Source organism: Lascolabacillus sp. (genome assembly GCF_028696275.1).
In the GTDB taxonomy this organism is placed as follows: Bacteria; Bacteroidota; Bacteroidia; order Bacteroidales; family Dysgonomonadaceae; genus Proteiniphilum; species Proteiniphilum massiliensis.
The window spans coordinates 45,198-67,326 of record NZ_JAQVHI010000007.1 but is presented as its reverse complement, the minus strand read 5'-3'; the positions used below and the strand labels follow the sequence as shown (position 1 = coordinate 67,326).

The following is a 22,129-nucleotide window of genomic DNA, read 5'->3' as shown; positions in this document are numbered from 1 at the left end:
AAAAAATTGTTTATGTAGATTGTTAATGCATTAATATTCTTTTTACATAAAAGATATTGACTAAATTTGTAGGTAAGGAGATTAGTAATGTAACCTGCAAAAATATATATGACCCCTTTCCTTTATAAAGTAGCTGAAGTTTTTTTACGTGAGTATAGTTTTGATCTGTACAAGCTTACATTTGTATTCCCAAATCGTCGTGCTGCAATGTTTTTCCAGAAGTATCTTGCAGAGATAGCCGGGAAGCCACTGTTTTCTCCAAGGATGCTTACAATTCAGGAGCTTTTTTCTTCACTTTCTTCACTACTGCCTGCTGATAGAATTGAGATGCTTGTAATGCTATACAAACATTTTGTAAAGATTAGCGGATCGGACGAAACGTTCGACGATTTCCTTTTTTGGGGTGAGATGCTGTTGAATGATTTTGATGATGTCGATAAGTATCTGGCAGATGCGAAGCAGCTTTTCAGGAATGTTCATAATTTCAGATCTCTCGATGATGATCTCTCTCATCTAGATGAAAATCAGATAGAGGCACTTCGCCGTTTCTGGTCAAACTTCATGCCTGCTGAGGGCAGTAAGACAAAAGAGAAGTTTCATGAAACATGGAAGGTACTATATGAGCTATATGATTCATTCAGAACAGAATTGCTTGAAAGAGGGCATGCATATGAGGGGATGATTTTTAGAGATGTAGCTGAAAATATTAAAGACAGGGAGGTTGATGAGTGGCAGTCTGATGGTTTTGTTTTTGTGGGATTAAATGCGCTTACCCCTTCAGAAATGGTTCTGCTGAAGCATCTGAAAAGTATAGGCAAAGCTGATTTTTATTGGGACTACGATTCTCCATTTGTTCATGATGAACTTAACCGTGCCTCGTTGAGGGTGAAGGAAAATCTGACTCGTTTCCCCTCCAGGTTTGAAATTGCTGACAACTCTTCTGATATTAAGCCAAAGATGGAGGTTATTGGCGTTCCCTCTGGCGTGGGACAGGCTAAATTTATAACTCAGGTGATTCAGGATCTGATTAAATCAAATGATATTGCTGATCCGGATGAGGCTATTAATACGGCAATTGTTCTTCCTGATGAGAATCTCCTTTTACCTGTACTTTACTCTATTCCTGAAGAGATAGACAAAATAAATGTAACAATGGGATATAGCTTGTCTAATTCATCAATAGCGGGACTTATAAATCATCTCTCTTTAATGCAGCAAAACCTGAGAAAATGGAATGGGGAAGATGCTTTTTATCACCGTTATGTAAATGCTGTTCTTAATCACCCTTTGGTGAGCAGATCTGCCGGACCAGATTCTGAACAGCTCAAAAGTCATATTCTCAAATATAACAGGATAGTTGTTCCTGTTTCTGAAATTCCTACAAACAGTTTGCTAAGACTTATATTTACACCTATTGACGACTGGCGTAAGATTGGCGGATATCTGCATGAAATATTGTCTACTCTATATAATAGTTTAACCGCGGAGAAGCATGCTGATATGGAAAAAATGCAACCGGGTGATCTATCGGTAGAGGAGGAGATTGATGCAGATATGAGTAGTGCAGGTACCGACGATCTGGAGCGTGAGTTTATAGTTCAGTATTATAAGACTGTTACAAGATTGCAGGATACATTGAGTGAAGCCGGAAATATGAGTATAGATACATACTTCAGACTTCTCAAGAAGCTGGCACACAATATTACTGTCTCTTTCAAGGGTGAACCATTGTCTGGACTGCAGGTTATGGGTGTACTCGAAACTAGGGCTGTTGATTTTGAGAATTTGATAATTCTCTCGTTTAATGAGGGTGTATTTCCACTGAAGAATAGTGCCAACTCATTTATCCCAATCACTTTACGTAAAGGGTTCGGACTGCCTGTTTATGAGCACCAGGATAGTGTATATGCATATCACTTCTACAGGATGATCAGTCGCCCCAAAAACATTTACCTACTCTACGATACAAGAAGCGATGGTTTGCAGTCGGGTGAAGTAAGTCGCTATTTCTATCAGCTGAAGTACCTCTATAACGACTATTTTGATATCTCTGAGCGTGTTGTAACTTATGATGTTACAACACCACAGATTGCACCTGTGTCAGTTGACAAAACCGATATTATTATGGAGAAGCTAAGAGAATTCCGTCAAGGTGGAAGTAAATCTCTTTCAGCATCACTTATCAATAACTATATTGATTGTCCGCTAAAGTTTTACTTTACAGCAATAGAGGGACTCTCCGAGGAGTCGGAAGTACAGGAATCTGTTGAATCTGACGTGTTCGGATCAATTTTCCACCGCCTGATGGAGATAATCTATCAAAGGTATAAAAATAGTGTAGTGACAATTGATGTACTCAACGAGATAATAAAAGATGATAGCTACCTCACAGCTATTATTGAAAAAACATTTGCACAATACTATTTTAAAGACAGTGACAATCCACGCCCGCTTGAAGGACAGTACTACCTTATAGGTGAAATCCTGAGGAGTTATGTGAAGCAGACATTAAATATAGATAAGCAGTTTGCTCCATTCACCTATATCAGTTCTGAGTATCGTTTCAACAGGGAGTATAAGTTGAACGACGAGCTTACTGTCAACTTTAAGGGAAGTATTGACAGAATCGACAGAGTAGGGGGTTCTGTTAGAATTATCGACTATAAGACCGGAGCAGGGAAGACAACTGTTAAAGATATCCCGGAACTGTTTGATGACTCCAAATCCAAACGCCCAAGCCAGATACTTCAGGTTTTTGTGTATGGCCTGTTCTACCTGCTCGAGAACCCTTCTGTTGAGCTATCTCCGGCAGTCTACTATCTGCGGGAAGTATTCAAAGATTTCAATCCCACAATTAAAGTAGATAAAAAAGTTGTTAGTAACCTTGCAGAATATCTACCTGAGTTTACGGAAATGTTCAATGAACTGATAGAAGAGATTTTCAGTCCGGAAATTCCCTTCTATCAGACAAAAAACAACGAAAACTGTAAATGGTGTGCGTTTAAAGGAATCTGCAATAAATAGCAGATTATAAATTTAATCTTTTCTGTAACTCAGCGTAGCTGTCCACAACAAAATCAGCTCCCGCAATCAATAATGTTTTTGCATCGAAAGATGTTGTAAGTCCCGCCACCACACAGCCGGCTGACTTAGCTGATGCAATCCCGTTAAGAGAGTCCTCAATGACCAGTGTCATTGATTTATCAGCCTCTAACCTCTCTAATGCCAGAAGATATGGATCGGGTTCCGGCTTATGCTTTTGAGTATCTTCCTCTGCTATAATCACCTCAAAATTATGAGTTATATCAAGAAGCTCATCAATCTTTTTTACAGTGAATTTAGAAGAAGAGGTAACCAGTCCCTTCTGAATATTTTTCATACCGATAACCTTTATAAACTCGGTAAATCCATCAACATACTCGAGCTCCTTCAGCATTCCTTCAAAAAATCTGTTCTTCTCTTCAAGCAGCTTCTCTACATCTACTCTGTTGTCAAAGTTATAATAAATATACCTAAAGAAAGATTCATCAGATTTCCCCACAAATTTATTCAAGATTGACTTATCATATACTACATTGTGTTTCTCCAGTGATAAGTCCATAGCTTTCAGGTGCAGCTTCTCAGAATCGATAACCACACCATCCATATCAAATAAATACGTTTTAAAATCTGTCATCTTAATTTAATCTTTTATTATTTTCAGGGCATCTTCTCAAAGTGATCAGGGTAAGTAACCTTATGCTTTATTGTTCCATCCATCTGATGCAACCATGTAACAAACTCACGCTTACCCTCTTTGAGTACAACAACCCTCACACCATTAACCGCAGGTTTAGGAGTATAGGTTGTAGTCCAGCCGCTGAAATGTCCATAAGCAAGTGCGATATTATAAAAGTTGACAATATAATCATTTATATGCTCATGCCCAACAAATGTTGCCATAATATCCTTCATCTCTTTCATTGCAAGAAACATTCCTGAGTTAAGTTCAGAACTGCACTCGTCCTCATTTCTTTCACCAAAAGAGATATTCTTCTTATCATTAAATGCTGTGCGGTATTCAGGCAGCGGTATATGAAAATAGGCCAAAGCAGGCAGAGGATTGAAGTTGTTCTGAACAGTGTAATGCATACTCTGTTTCTTATACCACTCAATCTGATCAGTAGTAATCCATCCATAACCACCCACACCATCAATCGTGGAATATGCTCCCGAATCGAAGCAATAGATAAGAGCAGCCGGGTTAAGATGCTTTTCACTGTGGTAGACAGGTATTGCATCATTCAGTACCCTTCCTCCGATATTATTAATACTGTTTACATTAAAGGGGTAAGAGGTGACAAGTTCAGCAATCTCTTCCCTTGTAACGCCATTCTCATGATCGTGATTGCCAAGGGTAACAGCAAATGGTATTTCCCGATCGATTACATATTTTGTGATAACATCCCATCCTTCTACAGAGCCTGTAACAATGTCACCAGTAAAAACAACAAGATCAGGCTTTTCACTATCAAGTATATATGGGACTAACAAAAGTGTTGTATCTGATTTAGGGTTTCCATGCACATAATGCATATCAGTAAACTGTACAACTTTAAATTCGCCCTCTTTGTTGAAGGATAGTTTTTGTGCACTCATCGAGATGCTTAGAGAAACAGCAATAAAGGCTGTGATAATTTTTGACTGCATAATTATTTTAATAGTTATATCACCAGCACAGTAGTGAATGATTAATATATTGATTTAACCTGTGACCTGTTTTATTCTTGGTTGGCTCTTATAACTATAAGGTTTATAAGAGCGAGGTAAGAGCAATATAAGAGCGAGGTAAGAATATATTACCTTAGGTATACAGCTACAAATTTTGCAACAGGTGTGTCTCCGTCAGAAAAAAGTGAAAGAGTATCGTTTTCTATAGAGTATTTTTTGCTTCCATCAAATATTAAAAGATATTCATGCTCGTATTCAGCATCTAAACATGCCATTCTTGTTGCTGCAAGAGGTGAAAATTTTATCTCTCCCTGCTGTGCAGAACCCTCTGTAAGTTCATAGCTGCCCATCATATTGTTACATCCGCTGTTGCCTGTAATTCTGTTTTCATTACTATGGAGAATAAAATGAGCCTCTCTTCCTGTTTCATTGGCTGACGACTGAATACTCTTACCGTTTAATTCAATTAATTTCCAGTATTTTTCAGTTACAACATTGTCAATGTCGATTTTATTCAGTACATACATCTCTTGTGGGATTGAGCTCTCTATCCTGTTGCCATCGATATCTAGTGCAATCAGTCTGTTTTCACCAACCTTGTACCACTCTTTGGTATCTGAAGATTTATCAGTGATTATAATTTTACCTCCTGTTTCATCCCAATCGAAACTACCTGATTCGCGAAGTTTATCATCTCCCTTACCCAGATAGTCCATTATCCTTTCAAAGCTGTTATCACTATTTAAACGTATTTCTGTAACAATACCCTCGCAGTCGGCACAAGGCAGTGTACCTCTATAAACTCCTGCCCAATCTAAGGAGTTTCTGCTACTATGTTCTGCTGCAAACTCTGCAGACAATTCAGTACCGCTTGAGGTTTTTTTACCGGTGTTGCAGGCAGATGCTACTACAAATAAAATCATCAGAAGTAAAATAATTTTTCTCATAGTTTTTGTTGTTTTAATTGGTTTGTTAATAATCTTTTTTGATTTTGGTTTTATTTCTTTTAATTGCATTTATAAAAATAACAACTGCTGTCAGCAACATAATTAGCAGAGCACCATATGCAATTCTGTCTGTCACTTTTATGCTTTCGGGATCGAAGCGGAATTCAACAGTATGTTTTCCTTGAGGAATAGGTAATGCGCGAAGCGTATAGTTAGCCCTTAACATCTCAGCCGGTTCCCCATCAATTGTTATCTGCCACCCTTTTGGATAATACACCTCAGAGAAGATGGCCAACTCATCTTTTTTTGCATCAACAGAGTAGATTAGAAAATCTGAGTCGTAATCAGTAAGCATAATCGTTGATGCTGAATCAGCCTTAGCAGGTCTGAACCCCTGTTTAAAATTATCAAGTATGGGCTCATACTTTTTGTCAGCTACAGCAACACTGCTCAGATCGATACTTCCTAATACCTCTATCTCTTCATCTGCATTATTTACAAAAAGAATCTCATCAACAAACCATGCGTTGCCCATCGCATGTGGATTTTCCACAGGTATATTTGCCCCTTCCTGAGAGGGAAGTATAACCCATTTGGTGTTGAGCATATTGAGTACCTTAAAACCGTTTGTATCCACTGAATCAAGATTACCTGCTGATGTGATTACAGCATAATGGATATTCATCAATTCATCTGTAAGGTATACATCGATAAGATCCTGATAACGTCTTAGTTTAGCTGCATGATAACCTCCAATAACCTTATGGTGATACGGAGTAATACCATCGTTAAATGTACTTGTTGCAAGATTAAGCACTCTGTAATATTTGGTGGTATCCTGCAGAATATGCTGATCTGTTGGAGTTAATGTGAAAAGTTGCTCCTGACTTGATTTATAGACAAAATCATCATCGTTGAGATAACGTCTGTTCACATCCCACATATCTGCAAGGCAAAGTAAAAGAATACCAGCTACAGTCCATGTAGCTTTAATCTTCTTCTGCAGAAAGAGCCATAATATCAATCCACCTATTGCTACAATTATAAAGCTTCTTAAGGCATCTGCAGTGAACAGTGACAGACGCATCTCCGTCAGGTTTGCCACTAATGGTTGAATATGAATGGGTGGTACAGCCTGACTAATAGCCTGCATCTCGTTAGCCGAGATATAGGATGGGAAGAATATCTTTGGTGCAATAGCAAAAAGCAATGCTAAGCCACCGGTTAAACCGAGACTTATATATAAATACTTCAGATTGTTTTTTAGTACTTCCGGTTTATGAACTATCTCTTTAACTGTAAGAGCAGCAAGTAATGGAATGCAAAATTCAGCAACTACCAGAATAGATGATACGGCACGAAACTTATTATACATCGGAATATAATCGATGAAGAAGTCGGTCAGTGGCATAAAGTTTTTCCCCCATGAAAGGAGTATGGAGAAAATTGTACCTGTAAGGAGTGCCCATTTAACGGGCCCCTTCACGATAAACAGACCTAATATAAAAAGTGCAAGAACAAAAGCGCCTGCATAAACGGGACCGGAAGTGCCGGGCTGATCACCCCAGTACTGGCCTATCTGCTGATAAATCTGATAATATTCCGGGCGTGCTTTGCTCATTGCCTTCTCATTTTGAGAAAGAGGCACTGATGCTCCACCTTTAGTGTTGGGAACAAGCAATGTCCATGTTTCACCAATTCCGTAGCTCCAGGCAGTGATATAGTCACGTTCTAGTCCGTTGTCCGTTGTGTTTGCCTCCTCATGGTGGGAGAGCTCCGACTTCCCTCGCATTGTCTCTTTTGAATACTCATATGTATGATAGAGATTGCTTGAGTTTGCCGCTACACCAATGATTCCCGCTATTATCAGTACTCCCGTTGCTTTGAAGAAATTAGGCAACTCCCTTTTTTTATATGCATCAACAAAGAAAGCTATAACCATGAAAAGCATCAGGAACAGGAAGTAATAACTCATCTGTATGTGATTTGCCGAAATCTGGAAAGCCACGAAGATCATGAAGAGTAGTCCTCCCAAAAGATACCTCTTCCTGTAAACATAAACCATACCGGCAATTGTAGGAGGTATATAGGCCAATGTGATGAATTTCCATATATGTCCTGCCGAAATAAGAATAAAGAAATAGGATGAGAATGTCCATATTACCGCTCCCAGTGCACTAATCAGCGGAGAAGCCCTGAATGCCCGCATCAGAATATAAAATCCGATGAGCATTATGAACATCAGGTAGACGTAATTTGGTAAAAACAGAGAATAGAGCTCTTTGGCACTATCCAGAGGCTTTGAGGAGTTGTAAGTGGGGCTCATCTGATATGATGGCATACCACTGAACATTGAAATGTTCCAGCGAGTGCGCTCGCCATCATGACGTTCCATATAGTCACGCTGTTCCTGTCCCTGTCCTATAGCGGCAAGTGAGTCGTGCTGAGCAATTACCCGCCCGTCTATTACAGCCGGAGCAAAATATATGAATGAAATAATAATGAATCCCGCTATAACTATCAGGTCGGGAATTAACTTTCTGATATTGCCACTTATTTGCATGATCTATCCTTTGCAGTTTTATATTAAACCACAAATTTACATTTAATTGTGATAAATCAATTAATTAAAGTTCCCTTATCCAAATATTTCTGAAACTTATTGGAGCACTCGGATCGCCATGGTCTTGCAGTCTGATTGGCCCTGCACCATGCACAACAACTTTTGGGAAACCAATATATTCTGTTGTTCCAAGTATGATTGTATTATTTTGCAGAACTACACCATTCTGTATAACAGTTACCCTTGGATGTGTGCGGTAAGTTCCGTCAGCTTTGAATGTTGGAGCAGTATATATTATATCATATGTATTCCATTCACCCGGACGGTTCATTGCATTTACCAGTGGAGGAGTCTGTTTATAAACACTACCTGTTTGGCCATTCACATATGTCTCATTTTGATAGCAGTCAAGTATCTGAATCTCATACATTCCCTGCAGGAATACCCCGCTATTTCCGCGAGCCTGACTTTCGCCTGTAATGCCTTCCGGTATAAGCCATTCGAGGTGCAGCTGGAAATCGTTGAACTCCCTTTTTGTCTGAATATCACCAGTACCTTTTTTAACAGTAAACACACCATCGTGAACAGTCCATCCTGCCGCTTCACCCTTGCTGTTTTGCCACTCAGACAGATCCTTGCCATCAAACAATACTATAGCATCAGAAGGTGCAGCAGCTGGCGCTTGTGATCTGTTGCCCGGAGTAACCACAGGTGGCTGAGGTTGCCAGTATTCACTCATTTCAGGTCTCATACGTGCCTGTTCAGGATATTGTCTATCCTGCGAATTCATAGTAAAGACAAATAAAAAATTCAATAAAATCAATGTACCTAATGCTTTCATGTTTTTTTAATTAAAAAATTGTAATTGTATAAATTGATGGTTCTTTAGAATCTTTTTCCAATGGTAATACCCAGACGAGGATAACCTCCGCCATTTACGAAGTCTCGTCCCCCTCCGGCATATATCTCACCTACCCAGTTATTGCCTGACAGGTACTTCCAGCCCAGAGCAAGTCCCACTCCAGCTCCTGTAACGTTGTCATATACAGCGGCGAAGGTTTCATTCTCATAGTATATTGTTTCTTTCTCTTTTGTGAATATACCACCGTTTGCCTCAATAAAGAAACCTGCACCATATTTCTGAAGGTTTTCCTGATTGCCTCCAAAAAACCATCGCACGTACGGGGTGAAAAGTAAGTCAGTTGCGTAAATATCATCAAGAGAAACACCCAGAGAAGCACCTGCGCTGAGATCTGAATTTATAATCCTCTCATACGCAATTTCAGGGAATGAAGCGAAGATAGAGGTTCCCAGATTAATCTTCAGCTCATTCTTAGGAATATCTTTTGTCAATTTCCATCCAAAAGCACGGTAGGTTCTCTGAGAAAACATTGATAAGCTAACAAACAGAGCAAAAATCAATAATAGATGTTTTTTCATAAAAAAGTTATTAAAAGATTTATACTTTACTCTTTAAATAAAACATTTATTAAGAGCACTATTTGATAGATTAATAACTATACCAATAGTTACAAAGTTGCTAGTTAAATTAACTTAATCATACTACCTGACTTCCAGGGTCAACATCTTTGGAAGGTGTTACCAGTGCTAGGGTTCCATCACTGTTTTCAGCTGAAAGAATCATTCCTTCTGATACAAACCCTCGCATCTTTCTTGGAGCCAGATTTGCAATAAAGCAGACCTGCTTACCCACCAGCTCTGCTGGGTTTGGATAGTATGCTGCGATTCCTGATAATATTGTTCTTTGTTGCAATCCATCATCGAGAAGGAATCTAAGGAGCTTATCAGTTTTAGGCACTTTCTCACACTCGATAACAGTACCAACACGGATATCAAGTTTTTCGAAATCATCAAAATCAATAGTAGGCTTAACAGGTTTTACTGCCGACTTCTCAGCTGCAACTGTTTTCTCATTTTCAGCTTCGTTAAGTTTCTTTGTATCGTGAAGCTTCTGAACCTGTTTTTCAACCACTTCATCCTCAATCTTTTCAAAAAGGAGTTCAGACTTGCCCAATGTATGGCCTTCTGAAAGCAGGTCGAAGCTACCTAACATATCCCAGTTGATGTGTTCTATATTGAGGAATGAGAGAATCTTCTCTGCTGTGAAAGGCAGGAATGGTTCAGTCACAATTGCAAGATTAGCAGTAATCTGCAAAGAGATATTAAGAATTGTTGCAGTGCGATTCATGTCGCTTTTGGCAGTCTTCCATGGCTCAGCATCAGCAAGATATTTATTACCGATACGAGCAAGATTCATAGCCTCTTTCTGCGCCTCTCTGAAATGGAAGTTGTTCAGATTATACTCAACAGCCTCCTTAACTTTTTTAGCCTCTGCTATAGCCTCACGGTCAAGATCGGTCAACTCACCTATAGCAGGCACTTTATTATCGAAATATTTCTGAGTAAGCACCATTGCTCTGTTTACGAAATTACCAAGCACAGCTACCAGTACATTATTGTTATGGGCTTGAAAATCTTTCCATGTGAAATCGTTATCTTTGGTTTCAGGTGCATTTGCAGTAAGTGTATAACGAAGTGCATCCTGTTTACCCGGGAACTCTTCTAGGTATTCGTGAAGCCAAACTGCCCAGTTGCGTGAGGTTGATATCTTATCACCCTCCAGATTCATGAACTCGTTTGAAGGTACATTATCAGGCAATATGTAGCTGCCCTCGGCTTTTAACATTGCAGGAAATACAATACAATGGAACACTATGTTGTCTTTTCCGATGAAATGAATCAGACGGGTATCTTCATCTTTCCACCATTTCTCCCAATCGTCAGGCAGAAGCTCTTTTGTATTAGATATATATCCTATTGGAGCATCAAACCATACATAAAGTACTTTGCCCTCGGCTCCTTCTACCGGCACAGGGACACCCCAGTCGAGGTCGCGACTCACAGCACGAGGCTGCAATCCAAGATCGAGCCACGATTTGCACTGACCGTATACGTTACTCTTCCACTCTTTGTGCTCTTCCAATATCCATTGGCGCAGCCATGATTCATGTTTGTCCAGCGGGAGATACCAATGCTTTGTCTTGCGCATAACCGGTACGCTGCCACTTAGTGTTGATTTAGGATTGATAAGATCGTTGGGACTTAGTGATGTGCCACACTGTTCACACTGATCACCATATGCGTTTTCGTTGCCGCAATGGGGACAAGTGCCTGTGATATATCTGTCAGCAAGAAACTGCTGTGCCTCTTCATCATAATATTGCTCACTCTCCTGTTCACTGAATTCACCTTTTTCATAAAGTTTGCGGAAAAAATCTGAAGCTGTTTCCTTATGAATTTCAGAGGTGGTGCGAGAGTATATATCGAAAGTTATTCCGAACTCCTTAAATGACTTTTTAATCAATTCATGATATCGGTCCACAATATCCTGTGGCGTTACACCCTCTTTGCGGGCCTTTATTGTAATAGGAATACCATGTTCATCAGATCCTCCAATAAAGAGAACCTCTTCACCTTTCAGCCTTAGATAGCGGGCATAAATATCAGAAGGAACATAAACACCGGCGAGGTGACCAATATGCACCGGACCATTGGCATATGGCAGTGCAGATGTAATCAGTGTACGTTTAAATTGTTTTGACATGTCATGTATTAATTAAGTTGCAAAGATAGACAAAATCATAAATATATTTGTTTAAATTTGGTTCCACTTATTACTTATCCTGTGCAGTTTGGATGAATAAACGGAAATTTGTAATTAAGCTATGAACTTAAATTTAAAAGGAAAGACCGCAATTATTGGCGGCAGCAGTAAGGGTTTGGGCAAAGCATGTGCTGTTTCTCTTGCACGTGAGGGGGTAAATGTTGTAATATGTGCAAGAAACGTTGAGGCTTTGAAAAAAACAGAGATGGAGATAGAAGCACATGGAGTTGAGACACTGGCGCTTACTGCTGATATGTCTGTTGCAGATGATAACCGGAGAATAGTAAGTGCTACTATTGAAAAGTTTGGTGGTGTTGATATACTGATAAATAATTCAGGGGGACCAAAACCGGGTACGTTTCGTGAAGTTTCTGAGGATGATATGGATGAGGCTTATAATTCAGTTTTAAAATACAATATACGTATGATAAATCTTTGCCTGCCTTATATGGAGAAAAAGGGGTGGGGCAGAATTATTAATATTGCATCGGTAAGTGTTAAAGAGCCGTTGCCAAATATTGTATTGTCGAATATATTCCGTTCAGCAGTAGTTAGTTACGCCAAGACTATCAGCAGAGATCTGATCCCAAAAGGAATAACAGTGAATACAGTTTGTCCCGGTTACTTTAAAACTGATCGCATAACTCAACTGATAAACAGGGGTGCTGAAGCAGAAAATATCTCTGTTGAGGAGTATGAGAGGAGGGCAATTGAAGATTTTCCTCATAAGCGATATATGGATCCAATGGAGTTGGGTGAGATGGTTTGTTATCTATGTTCAGATCAGGCACGATCAGTTACAGGTACCACTATTCAGATTGATGGTGGACTGGTTAGTGGTTTGCTTTGATTTTAAGACTTTTCTGAATTAGATACACATCTGGAATCTTTTTATTCTTTTGGAACCTTTTCATTGGGATGCTCCTTACGGAAATCAACCCAGTAACTTCCTATTACAGACTTAACCTCTTTGTGCAGTATTAACAGGCCGATCAGATTTGGAACTGTCATAAAGGCTACTGTAAGCATCGACAGGTTCCAGATTATTGTTGTATCTACAAACGATGCAATAAAGAATGCCATAACAAATATTATCCTGTAAATCATAACATATTTTGCCCCAATAAGGTAGGTGATTGCCCTGTCGCCATAATATGACCATGCAATTGCAGTTGAGAACGCAAATAGAAGTAATCCGATAGCTACCACGTATTTGCCAGATTCACCAAGAAAGCTCTGTGTATAAGCAAGAGTGGTGAGTGGCGCACTATGAATAAGTGATTTGCCACTGAAAATAAGATCATTGGGCGTATCAGCTACACTTCCATTTGTTACAACTATTTCGCCACTATATAACACACCTCCTTTTTTTACCACTATATCTTCTGCAAGAGATCGGGCATGAATAATGGAGTTATTGTCAAGGATTTTACCATCGATGACTGTTAAAGTACCTGTGTAAAGCGGAATATCAGATTTGTTATTCAGATAATTACTCAGTTTTGCAACATTATCTTCACTTGATTCAGTATAGCTCCCTGCCAGCACAATAATATCTGTTTTCTGAAACTGATTGGGAACCTTTTCACTCCAAACTCCGGATGAAAGAATAACCATTCCGGTAAGAAAACAGATAATGACAGTATCAATGAATGGCTCAAGAATGGCAACAATACCTTCCGAAACAGGCTCATGTGCTTTTGCAGCAGCGTGTGCAATTGGAGCAGAGCCTTGTCCCGCCTCATTGGAAAAGAGTCCCCTGTTTACCCCATTATTGAATGCAAAAGCGAATCCGGCACCTAGAAATCCACCTATAGCTGAAGTGCCTGTGAATACATTCTCAAATATTGATAAAAATGAAGGAATAATATTTTGATAATTTGAAGCTATTATTGCAATTGCGGTTAGAAAATAGATGATGGCCATGAAAGGAACAAGTTTTTCAGTAACACTAGCAATGCGGCGTATACCTCCAATAATTATAAGAGCCAGTAATACAGCCATTACAGCACCAGTGATTATATGCTGAACTCCAAAAGTGGCAAATATAGCATTGGAAATACTGTTTATTTGAGGCAGACTTCCGGTTCCAAAAGATGAAAGTACAGTTGCAATTGCAAAAAAACCACCCAGCCAGTAACCGGTTTTTATCATTTTATTGTTCTTCAAAGGGATGTTTAGTCGCTTCCTCATGAAATACATGGGTCCACCCGCAACCATTCCTTTCTCATCAAACTCGCGATATTTATGAGAAAGAGTAACTTCAACAAACTTAGTACACATACCCAGAAATGCTGTAACCAACATCCAGAACAGGGCAGCCGGTCCTCCTAAATGAACAGCCAGGGCAACTCCGGCAATGTTACCTGTGCCAACTGTTCCTGAGAGTGCAGTTGCCAGCGACTGAAAATGGGTGGTATCTCCTTTGTCTGTAATTCTATCATATTTGCCTCTTACCACCCTGACAGCATGTCTGAAGTATCTTATTTGAGGAAATTTTAGATATAGAGTGAAAAACAATCCTGTTCCTAAAAGAAGGAAAATAAACCAGTTGTTACCTCCGATGTATTGATGTAATGTTGTAAAGATCTCGTTGAGTTGCTGCATATATAAGCAGAATAATGGTGAGAAAATAATTATACAAAAATTCAAATATATATATTTTTTTTAAACATGCACATTGAGGCTGTTAACTTTATTATCTTTGTAATTCATTAATTACTATATTTGTCAATCAACATTTATTATCATGGATAGACGAAATTTTCTTAAAAAATCAGCTATTACAGCAACAGGTTTAAGTCTGACACCATTAATGGGGAAACCTTTTAACTCAATATTTGGGCAGTCGGCACCTAGTAATAAAATAAAAATAGGATTAATAGGGTGCCGTAATCAGGGGTGGAGTAACCTTACTACATTTTTACAATATCCGAATGTGGAGTGTGTATCTCTTTGTGATATTGATGATCAGTGGCTTTATCAGCGAGCTTCTGAACTGGAGGAGATGACAGGCAAAAAACCTCCTCAGTTGGTAAAGGACTGGCGCCGTGTTATTGACAATAAGGATGTTGATATGGTGATCATTGGGACTCCTGATCACTGGCACTGTCTGCAGACTATTGCTGCCTGTGAAGCAGGGAAAGATGTTTTTGTAGAGAAACCACTTGCGAATACTATTGAGGAGTGCGACCTGATGGTGAAGGCTGCACGTAAATATAACAGGATAGTTCAGGTTGGTCAATGGCAGAGGAGTGATCCTCACTGGGATGAGGCTGCTGCTTATGTGCAGAGTGGAGTTCTTGGTAAAGTTAGAACTGTTAAGGTATGGGCATATCAGACAAGTAAGTGGACACTTCCTGTTGTTCCTGACTCTGCTCCTCCGGCGGGTGTCGATTATGATATGTGGCTTGGACCGGCTCCTAAACGTAATTTCAACCAGAACCGCTTTCATTATAATTTCAGATTTTTCTGGGACTATGCCGGGGGGTTGATGGCCGACTGGGGTGTGCATCTTCTCGACTATGCTATGAAAGGGATGAATGCTGGTTTACCATCATATGTTTATGGTGCAGGTGGTAAGTTTGGGTATCCTGATGATGCTATGGAAACACCGGATACATTAATGGCAACTTATAAATATCCCGATTTTAATATTATTTGGGATCATGCATGTGGAATTGGCAATGGGTTGTTTGACAAACGTGAAGGTGTTGCATTCTTTGGTGAGAACGGAACACTTGTGCTTACAAGAAGTGGCTGGGAGGTAATCCCGGAGCAAGCTGTGAATAGTAGAAATTTCCCATATTGCTATCCATGTGATGATGAAAGAAAACCAAACAGTTTGAGAATGGAGGCGGTTGAAATGCATAAGGGATTGGGAAAGGGACTTTATATGCATGCGGGTAATATGCTTGACTGTATAAGAACCAGGGAACTGCCTAACGCTGATATTGCAATAGGAGCTGAGGTGGCTAAACTGAGTCATATGGCAAATATATCATGTAGGGTAGGTTCTGCATTAAGATGGGATAATAAGACAGGGTTGTTTGATAATGAAGAGGCTAACCTGTTGGCAAAGGCTAATTACAGATCACCCTGGAAGCTTCCTGTTTTGTAATATTAATATTTAGATGAAGTACTATTGATCTGATAAACAGGATAGAAGTGCTTCTCTTAAAACTACTATAAAAAGAACATAAAAGGCAGAATATAGTAAATCTATACTCTGCCTTTAATATTTAGTTATTTGCCTTTTATCTGTGGTCTGTAATGATATTAATCATTATAGAATTTATGGACCCATGCTTCGAATGCTTTCAGCCAGTTATCCAGAAACTTACGAGTCTCGGGATTTGCAATTTCGTTATTCTCATTAAAGAGTGTTGTGGTGTTGCCAATATAAGCTTCAGGTTGTTGCATCATATATACATCAATGAAAACCATTGGCTGACGAAGTACATGGTTTGCAGCCTCTCCACCAAGCGCACTGATTGAACTGCTGACTATTGCACCTGGCTTGCCTCCCCAGTTGTTTTGTCCATATGGTCTTGATCCGACATCGATTGCATTTTTCAATACACCTGGAATTGATCTGTTGTATTCAGGTGTAAAAAACAGATAGCCATCTGCTTCTTTAATTTTTTTGCGGAATTCTACCCACTCTGCAGGTGGATTATGATCCAGATCCTCATTATAATGGGCTAGCTGACCTATTTCAACTATTTCCATATCTAATGTGTCGGGCTGCATTTTAATTGCATCGAGAGCTAATTTTCTGTTATAGGAGTCTTTTCTTAAACTGCCTACTATAACTGCGATTTTTTTCTTGCTCATATCTTTGTTTTTTTATGTTTATATAATTTTATATTTATGGTAACATTTAGATAATTACTTTTTTGTAAAGCAACTAAAAATCAATTACCTGTAAGTTCATATTTGAATATATAAACGCCATATAGAACAATTTGTTCTATAGTTAATATTTATAAGCTATTATTTGGGACGTATCAGTTTTTTTAGAGGAGAGATTTTAGTCTCACCTGTATTTAAGTTTCGAATATAATACTGTACAGATGAATCAGGCTTACTTACAATCATCGAGAAATTATAATTGGGTGGAACAATTACAGGCATTTGATCAATAGGGGATTTGAATGGCTTTATTTCCGATTCAGTAAACTCTCTTCTTAGCTTTTCCCATATACTATTGGGAATTGTATCTCCGGGGTAAAATCTGATTGTGTCTGGCAAGACAAATTCTCGTGGAAGCTGAGGCTTATATGGCAGAAAAAATGTATTGTCCTGAGTTAATACATCTTTTTGAGCAACAAGGGAAAAAGTAATAGATACAATAATACTTATTAGAATGAAGTGTTTCATAATCGTAAATATTATAGAGTTAGTATTGTTCTCAAAAATATTTATTTATTCTGGATTATGATACTGATATGTATTCTAATAACCTAAATTTTAATTATTTAACCTGCATGCTAGGGAGCAGATTAATGTTGTGTGTGACATCAGACTTCAGGTAAATAATAATTTGTAAATTAATCTCAAATCAACGAATGTTCTTAAAAAATGTCTGCATAAGTTCAGAACATTCATTTGCCATAACACCTTTTGTTACTGTAGTTTTTGGATGAAGTAAGAATGGCGAAATTGTTGAGTAACCTCTTTTCTCATCTGAGGCACCATAAACTAATCGTGATAATTGTGCCCAGCGAAGTGCTCCGGCACACATGGGACAAGGCTCTACCGTTACATATAGTGTACAGTCGGTAAGATATTTTCCTCCCAAAACATTAGTAGCAGATGTAATTACCTGCATTTCTGCATGTGCTGTAACATCATTTAGCAGTTCTGTAAGATTATGTGCTCTTGCAATAACTCTTTGTTCAGAAACTACAACAGCGCCGACCGGAATCTCATTTTTATTGAAGGCTTTTTGTGCTTCCTGCAGGGCCTGTTTCATAAAATACTCATCATCAAACATATATCTAACGCAATAAATTATATTATTATTCCCTGATAAAATCTTATTATCGTAATGTTTCAAGCCTCTGCTGTCAACGTCTCATTTCATTTTCTTCAAACAGAGTGGGGTAATCCTTTTCCATACTTTTTAAAACATGAGAAAGAATAGTTTCTCTATACCATCTTGATCTATTAGTAATTTTATATTTCTTAAGATAGAAATGAATTAAATCATACTCCTCTTCAGCAAGAGCAAAGACCACTTTTTTTGTGCGTGGTCTGGTTTTAACGTTCAAACTCTGTTTTTTAGTTCCCATTAAGTTATAATTGAAAATAGGGTATCCCTTTGTACATACAAAAAAACAAAATATTTTCGCTAAAAGGAAGTATTTATGCGGTAAATTTGTATTTTTACACTGTATATAGCGTTTTTCGTACTATATCTGATGGCTGATCATAACGATTTAGGAAATAAGGGTGAAGATAAAGCAGTGGCTTTTCTGAAGTCAAAGGGATATAGGATTATTGAAAGAAACTGGACTTTTCATGGTTACGAAATTGATATCATTGCAGAAGACAGCGAGTTTATAATATTTACCGAAGTAAAGACCCGGGCAACGGATGTCTGGGGAAATCCTGAAGATGCTGTAAGCAGACAGAGAATGAGGAGAATGATAAATTCAGCAAGTCACTATTTGAAAATTAACTGTATTGATAAGCCTGCCAGGTTTGATATTATCGCTATAGTCTGGAATGAAGGCAAACCTGTTCTGGAACATTTTGAAGATGCCTTTATGGCTTTCTTATAGCAGAACCTGATTATGGATATTGAAGAGCTGTTTGATTATTGTATGTCTATTCCCGGTGCAGAGGCTACCACTCCTTTTGATGATGTAACTATTGTCATGAAGGTGATGGGGAAGATGTTTGCATTAATACCAACTGATAATGAAAGGTTTAGCATTACTCTGAAGTGTGACCCTGAAAAAGCAATATTATTGCGTGAATCTTATGAATGTGTGGAGAGCGCATACCACATGAATAAAACCTACTGGAACACAATCTTTCTGGATGGTGATTTGCCGGATAGTGAAATTAAGGTGTGTATCGATAATTCAGTAGAGGAGGTAATAAAGAAATTGCCAAAAAAATTACAAAGGGAATATTATGGAACTTTTAAGTGAAGAAAGATTGGTTGTGCATCTCGACGAAGTGGATTCTACAAATAATTATTTACATAGTCTGGTCAGAAAGCAAAAACCTGAAGAGGGATCTGTTGTAATTGCAGAATTCCAGCTGGGAGGACGCGGACAAATGGGAAATGGCTGGTTCTCAGAAAAAGGTAAGAATCTTCTGTTTAGTTTACTTATCTATCCTGATAATGTGGAGGCAAACGCGCAGTTTATAATTTCCCGTATAGCATCACTTGCTGTAAAAAATACTTTAGACCAGTTTACTGATGATATTCGTATAAAATGGCCTAACGATATATATTGGAAAGATAAGAAAATTGCAGGGATATTGATTGAAAACGATATCAGTGGAAGGGTGATAACAAATTCGATTATCGGAATAGGAATAAATATAAATCAGGATCAATTCCCTGAAGAATTGCCTAATCCTGTTTCATTAAAACAGGTTACAGGGTCTGAGTTCGATAGAGACTATATTCTGGATAATTTCGTTAGAGAGTTCTTTCTTATTTATCGTGAATTCCAGAATGGAAACGAGAAAGCTATAGAAGATGAATATATGCTAGATCTCTATAGAATCAATGATTACTACTGGTTTGAAGATGATAATGGACGTTTTAAAGCAATAATAAAAGAGGTGCTTCCTTCGGGTCATCTGGTACTAAAGACTCTTGAGACAGCTGAAGAGAGAGTATATGCTTTTAAAGAGGTCTCATTCGTGGATTAAGTTGATACAAAAACTAGATATGGAATATAACAGAATTTTACTGAAGCTCAGTGGAGAGTCGCTTATGGGTGACAAACAGTATGGTATTGATGAGGTAAGACTAAATCAATATGCAGAACAGATACATGAAGTGGCTCAAATGGGTATTCAAATTGCAATTGTGATTGGTGGAGGTAATATCTTCCGTGGACTGAGTGGTACCTCAAAAGGGTTTGATCGTGTTAAGGGTGATCAAATGGGTATGTTGGCAACAGTGATAAATAGTATTGCATTGAGTTCTGCGCTCACTAATGTGGGTCAGCGAAACCGACTATATACAGCTATCCGCATGGAGCCTGTAGGTGAATTATACTCTAAATGGAAAGCGATTGAATCAATGGAAAAAGGTGAAGTTGCAATAATTTCAGGTGGTACAGGTAATCCTTTCTTTACTACAGATACTGCCTCTGCATTAAGAGGGATTGAGATTGAGGCTGATGCAATGTTAAAGGGAACCAGAGTTGATGGTGTGTATACTGCTGATCCGGAGAAAGATCCAAATGCTACTAAATTTCAGACTATATCTTTTGATGAGGTTTATAAAAGAGGGCTGAAGGTGATGGATCTGACAGCAACTACTATGTGTAAAGAGAATAATTTGCCGATAGTAGTTTTTAATATGGATATTTACGGAAATCTGAAAAGATTGATGCAGGGCGAAAACATCGGTACTGTGGTTAAATAGTTGTTCTATAGATTTTATTCACTATTTTTGCTTATTAAACAGATTATAACAGAAAAACAAAATAAAACGATATTTTTATATGGATACATTAGCAATAAGACAAGAGGCTGAAGAAAAAATGAAAATGACCCTCGAGTTTTTGGATGAAACTTTTTCACGTATAAGGGCAGGACGTGCAAACACTCATATCCTTGATGGAATTCGTGTTGAATATTATGGAAGTAATGTTCCTCTATCAAATGTTGCCACAGTGACTACACCTGATGCAAAAACGATTGTGGTGCAACCCTGGGAAAAATCAATGCTTAAGGTTGTGGAAAAAGCAATAATGGACTCCGAGGTTGGTATTACTCCCGAAAATAACGGAGAAGTAATTCGATTGGGTATTCCTCCACTTACCGAAGAGCGCAGAAAGCAGCTTGTAAAACAGACCAAGCAGGAAGCTGAGGATGCTAAAATAAGTATTCGAAACGCACGCAGAGAAGGTATGGAAGAGATAAAAAAGGCTGTTAAGAATGGTCTGCCAGAGGATATGGGTAAAGATGGTGAAAATGAACTACAGAAACTGCATGATAAATATATCAAGCGAGTGGATGAGGCTTTTGCCGAAAAAGAGAAAGAAATTTTAACCGTTTAATGGTAAACGAACTTGATGAAAGAACCCGGAAAGGTGTTAAAGGTCTTGTAATTAAGAATACCGGTAACACCTATTTCGTCCGGGATTACAACAATAACGAGTATATATGTAAGGCTAAGGGTAACCTTAGGCTTAAAGGAATAAGGAGTACAAGTCCAATTGTTGTAGGTGATATTGTTTTCATGGATGTTAATGCCGATGGGACTGCTTTTATTTCGGATATAGAAGACAGAAGAAATTATATCGTGAGAAAGGCCTCAAATCTATCAAAGCATTCACATATACTTGCTGCAAATATTGATTTGGCATTGTTCTGTTTTACTGTACGATATCCTGAAACAACTACTGTATTCACAGACAGATTTCTTGTTACTGCAGAAGCATACTCCGTACCCGTACATATTATATTTAATAAGATAGATCTTTTTAATGAAGAGGAAAAAGAGTATCTTGATGCAATAATTAATCTTTATAATACGATTGGTTATCCCTGTCTTAAAACTTCGATGGAAACTGGTGAAGGGGTAAATGAACTGAAAGATATTACTACGGGTAAAACGGTTCTGCTTGCAGGACATTCAGGAGTTGGGAAGTCTACAATAATTAACACCCTGATGAAAAAACAGGTTCAGAAAGTAGGAGAAATATCGGATTACCATTTTAAAGGAAAACATACTACAACATATTCAGAGATGATTGAACTTGATAATGGGGGGTTCATTATTGATACACCAGGCATAAAGGGGTTTGGTACAATTGATATGGGTGTTGAGGAGGTTTCACACTATTTCCCGGAAATATTTAAAATATCAAAAAAATGCAAGTTCAATAACTGCCTTCATGTAAATGAACCTGACTGTGCAGTGCTGGATGCTGTACAAAATCACTATATCAGCGAAAGCAGATACAACTCTTATCTGAATATATTAGTGGATATCAATGAAGGTAAATACCGCTTGTAATC

21 protein-coding genes are annotated in these 22,129 nt (G+C 38.3%); 9 read left to right on the top strand and 12 right to left on the bottom strand.

Translation table 11 applies throughout. The annotated features are described in order from the left end of the window. The first annotated feature begins 108 nt into the window (after positions 1-108). A complete protein-coding gene (locus PHO43_RS03550) occupies positions 109-3,024 on the top strand; it encodes a PD-(D/E)XK nuclease family protein (protein ID WP_288009691.1) in 2,916 nt (971 codons plus the stop codon). A gap of 4 nt (positions 3,025-3,028) precedes the next feature. On the opposite strand, the gene PHO43_RS03545 is transcribed toward PHO43_RS03550, so the two are convergent. From PHO43_RS03545 to metG, 7 genes are all read right to left on the bottom strand, one after another. After that, on the bottom strand, positions 3,029-3,676 hold the full coding sequence (locus tag PHO43_RS03545) for an HAD family hydrolase (RefSeq protein WP_074010744.1): 648 nt from the start codon (positions 3,674-3,676) through the stop codon (positions 3,029-3,031). A 23-nt stretch (positions 3,677-3,699) separates the two neighbouring features. Beyond that, the gene (locus PHO43_RS03540) at positions 3,700-4,689 is read right to left on the bottom strand and encodes a metallophosphoesterase family protein (RefSeq protein ID WP_053826740.1); all 990 of its coding nucleotides are present in this window, start codon (positions 4,687-4,689) and stop codon (positions 3,700-3,702) included. A gap of 149 nt (positions 4,690-4,838) precedes the next feature. Then, positions 4,839-5,657 carry a copper resistance protein NlpE N-terminal domain-containing protein gene (locus PHO43_RS03535; protein ID WP_288011314.1) on the bottom strand — a complete coding sequence of 273 codons (819 nt, stop codon included), beginning with the start codon at positions 5,655-5,657 and terminating at the stop codon, positions 4,839-4,841. 25 nt (positions 5,658-5,682) lie between these two features. Continuing rightward, positions 5,683-8,220, bottom strand: coding sequence for a YfhO family protein (locus PHO43_RS03530; RefSeq protein ID WP_288009699.1), 2,538 nt, complete (start codon positions 8,218-8,220; stop codon positions 5,683-5,685). 64 nt (positions 8,221-8,284) lie between these two features. Then, entirely contained in the window at positions 8,285-9,010 is a 726-nt protein-coding gene (locus PHO43_RS03525; RefSeq protein WP_288011311.1) for a 3-keto-disaccharide hydrolase, read from the bottom strand. 95 nt (positions 9,011-9,105) lie between these two features. Continuing rightward, on the bottom strand, positions 9,106-9,660 hold the full coding sequence (locus PHO43_RS03520) for a hypothetical protein (RefSeq protein WP_288009704.1): 555 nt from the start codon (positions 9,658-9,660) through the stop codon (positions 9,106-9,108). A 118-nt stretch (positions 9,661-9,778) separates the two neighbouring features. Then, a complete protein-coding gene (gene metG / locus PHO43_RS03515) occupies positions 9,779-11,845 on the bottom strand; it encodes a methionine--tRNA ligase (protein ID WP_045089026.1) in 2,067 nt (688 codons plus the stop codon). Between the two features lie 121 nt (positions 11,846-11,966). Between metG and PHO43_RS03510 the strand changes: the two genes are divergently transcribed. After that, the gene (locus PHO43_RS03510; protein ID WP_045089027.1) at positions 11,967-12,755 is read left to right on the top strand and encodes an SDR family oxidoreductase; all 789 of its coding nucleotides are present in this window, start codon (positions 11,967-11,969) and stop codon (positions 12,753-12,755) included. A 41-nt stretch (positions 12,756-12,796) separates the two neighbouring features. Here PHO43_RS03510 and PHO43_RS03505 read toward each other — a convergent pair whose 3' ends face one another. Next, positions 12,797-14,512: an alanine/glycine:cation symporter family protein gene (locus PHO43_RS03505; protein ID WP_288009709.1), complete on the bottom strand. Its 1,716-nt coding sequence runs from the start codon at positions 14,510-14,512 to the stop codon at positions 12,797-12,799. Between the two features lie 142 nt (positions 14,513-14,654). Between PHO43_RS03505 and PHO43_RS03500 the strand changes: the two genes are divergently transcribed. Next, positions 14,655-16,025 (top strand): Gfo/Idh/MocA family protein, encoded by a 1,371-nt coding sequence (locus PHO43_RS03500; protein ID WP_045089029.1) that lies wholly within the window; start codon positions 14,655-14,657, stop codon positions 16,023-16,025. Positions 16,026-16,183: 158 nt separating this feature from the next. Here the strand turns inward: PHO43_RS03500 and PHO43_RS03495 are convergent, their stop codons facing one another. From PHO43_RS03495 to PHO43_RS03480, 4 genes are all read right to left on the bottom strand, one after another. Next, positions 16,184-16,741: an NADPH-dependent FMN reductase gene (locus tag PHO43_RS03495; RefSeq protein WP_045089030.1), complete on the bottom strand. Its 558-nt coding sequence runs from the start codon at positions 16,739-16,741 to the stop codon at positions 16,184-16,186. A gap of 159 nt (positions 16,742-16,900) precedes the next feature. Beyond that, complete coding sequence (locus tag PHO43_RS03490; RefSeq protein WP_053826733.1) at positions 16,901-17,287, bottom strand: hypothetical protein; 387 nt, start codon at positions 17,285-17,287, stop codon at positions 16,901-16,903. 181 nt (positions 17,288-17,468) lie between these two features. Further along, positions 17,469-17,903, bottom strand: a complete 435-nt coding sequence (locus tag PHO43_RS03485; RefSeq protein ID WP_045089032.1) for a nucleoside deaminase — start codon at positions 17,901-17,903, stop codon at positions 17,469-17,471. A gap of 73 nt (positions 17,904-17,976) precedes the next feature. Beyond that, positions 17,977-18,201 carry a hypothetical protein gene (locus tag PHO43_RS03480; RefSeq protein WP_053826732.1) on the bottom strand — a complete coding sequence of 75 codons (225 nt, stop codon included), beginning with the start codon at positions 18,199-18,201 and terminating at the stop codon, positions 17,977-17,979. Between the two features lie 129 nt (positions 18,202-18,330). Between PHO43_RS03480 and PHO43_RS03475 the strand changes: the two genes are divergently transcribed. The 6 genes from PHO43_RS03475 (at position 18,331) to rsgA (ending at position 22,127) form a co-directional block, all read left to right on the top strand. Then, on the top strand, positions 18,331-18,693 hold the full coding sequence (locus PHO43_RS03475) for a YraN family protein (RefSeq protein ID WP_288011308.1): 363 nt from the start codon (positions 18,331-18,333) through the stop codon (positions 18,691-18,693). 12 nt (positions 18,694-18,705) lie between these two features. Beyond that, positions 18,706-19,068, top strand: a complete 363-nt coding sequence (locus PHO43_RS03470) for an MmcQ/YjbR family DNA-binding protein (protein ID WP_045089035.1) — start codon at positions 18,706-18,708, stop codon at positions 19,066-19,068. Beyond that, positions 19,052-19,804 carry a biotin--[acetyl-CoA-carboxylase] ligase gene (locus tag PHO43_RS03465; protein WP_288011305.1) on the top strand — a complete coding sequence of 251 codons (753 nt, stop codon included), beginning with the start codon at positions 19,052-19,054 and terminating at the stop codon, positions 19,802-19,804. The genes PHO43_RS03470 and PHO43_RS03465 overlap by 17 nt, the downstream gene beginning before the upstream one ends. 19 nt (positions 19,805-19,823) lie before the next feature. Next, a complete protein-coding gene (gene pyrH, locus PHO43_RS03460) occupies positions 19,824-20,528 on the top strand; it encodes a UMP kinase (protein WP_045089037.1) in 705 nt (234 codons plus the stop codon). A gap of 79 nt (positions 20,529-20,607) precedes the next feature. Further along, positions 20,608-21,165 (top strand): ribosome recycling factor, encoded by a 558-nt coding sequence (gene frr, locus PHO43_RS03455; RefSeq protein WP_045089038.1) that lies wholly within the window; start codon positions 20,608-20,610, stop codon positions 21,163-21,165. Beyond that, the gene (gene rsgA, locus PHO43_RS03450; RefSeq protein ID WP_045089039.1) at positions 21,165-22,127 is read left to right on the top strand and encodes a ribosome small subunit-dependent GTPase A; all 963 of its coding nucleotides are present in this window, start codon (positions 21,165-21,167) and stop codon (positions 22,125-22,127) included. The genes frr and rsgA overlap by 1 nt, the downstream gene beginning before the upstream one ends. The last annotated feature ends 2 nt before the right edge of the window (positions 22,128-22,129 follow it).